Origin of the sequence: Mycobacterium sp. IS-1556 (assembly GCF_001499985.1) — a bacterium.
In the GTDB taxonomy this organism is placed as follows: domain Bacteria; phylum Actinomycetota; class Actinomycetes; order Mycobacteriales; family Mycobacteriaceae; genus Mycobacterium.
This window is the reverse complement of the sequence record NZ_LQIM01000031.1, coordinates 1-1,362: the sequence shown is the minus strand read 5'-3', so window position 1 is coordinate 1,362 and position 1,362 is coordinate 1. Positions and strand designations below refer to the sequence as shown.

Sequence of the window (1,362 nt, the reverse complement as noted above, 5' to 3'; positions counted from 1 at the left end):
TGTATTAGTGCGGTTGAGGCTTGACATTTCGTCTTCGGTTGATGGGCGACAGTGTTTCGGCTGATGGTTGACAGTTACTTCGGTTGATCCTTGACACTCCCTAGATGAGGGAGTTGAGCGTGGCCGAGCAGCGGTATCAGGCCGTGTTGGCGGTGATCAGCGATGGTTTGTCGATCTCGCAGGTCGCTTCGAAGGTTGGGGTGTCGCGCCAAACGCTGCACTCCTGGTTGGCCCGTTATGAGGCCGAGGGCCTCGATGGGCTGGTGGATCGGTCGCACCGACCCGTCAGGTGTCCGCATCAGATGCCGGCCGAGGTGGAGGCTGCGCTGCTGGAGCTGCGCCGGTCACGGTCGTATTGGGGGCCGCGGCGGTTGGTGTTCGAGTTGGCCAAACGTGGGGTGAGACCGGTGCCCTCGGAGTCGGCGGCGTATCGGGCGTTGGTGCGCGCGCAGATGATTGATCCGAATCTGCGGGATCGGCGGTCGCGCAAGTGGAAACGATGGGAACGCGCCACGGCGATGGAGCTGTGGCAGATGGATGTGGTGGGCGGGTTCGCACTGGCCGACGGCACGTCGGCCAAGGTGTTGACCGGTATCGATGATCATTCCCGGATGTGCGTGTGTGCGGTGGTGATGGCTCGTGAACGTACCCGCGCGGTGTGCGAGGGGCTGCGTCGCGCCCTGGCCGCCTATGGGGCGCCGGCTCAGATCCTGACCGATAACGGCAAGGTGTTCACGGGCCGGTTCAACCATCCTCCGGTGGAGGTGCTCTTTGACGCGATCTGTCGCCAACACGGTGTCGAGCATTTGTTGACCCAGCCGCGTAGCCCGACGACGACGGGCAAGATCGAGCGGTTCCACCGCACGATGCGCGCGGAGTTCCTCAGTGGCCGAGACCCGTTCACCAATCTGAGGACCGCGCAGCAGGCACTCGATGAGTGGGTGGCCTTCTACAACACCGAGCGGCCGCACCAGTCGCTGCAGATGGCCACGCCCGCGTCGAGGTTCAATCATGGGCCTGCATCCAGTGTGGCTACGCCGCCGGCTGAGGGTCTGCGCGGCGAGCGCGCCGGTTCGGATTGGGTCAGCCGCCGGGTCACCACCAACGGGGTAGTCAGCGTGGCCTGGCAACAGGTCTGTATCGGCGCGCATTACGCAGGTTCACGGTGCGACGTTCACGTCGACAGCGACTTGCTGCGCTTCTACGTTGGCGACGTTCTGGTCAAGACCGCCGCCCGCACGAGCAAAGGAGAGGTAAGAAACAAACGGGCCTTCCGCACCCGCGAGCAGGCCTAAACCACTAACACCGAGTGTCAAGGATCAACCGAAACAGATTCGTCAAGGATCAACCGACGTCAGACAG

1 protein-coding gene is annotated in these 1,362 nt (G+C 63.3%); it reads left to right on the top strand.

The window, feature by feature from the left end; translation table 11 throughout:
- The first annotated feature begins 104 nt into the window (after nucleotides 1-104).
- The gene (locus tag AU187_RS16415) at nucleotides 105-1,295 is read left to right on the top strand and encodes an IS481 family transposase (RefSeq protein WP_059100812.1); all 1,191 of its coding nucleotides are present in this window, start codon (nucleotides 105-107) and stop codon (nucleotides 1,293-1,295) included.
- The last annotated feature ends 67 nt before the right edge of the window (nucleotides 1,296-1,362 follow it).

Bases quoted from the DNA above. Each gene is read 5' to 3' on its own strand.
- AU187_RS16415 (WP_059100812.1), top strand. From the start codon at position 105: ATGAGGGAGTTGAGCGTGGCCGAGCAGCGGTATCAGGCCGTGTTGGCG.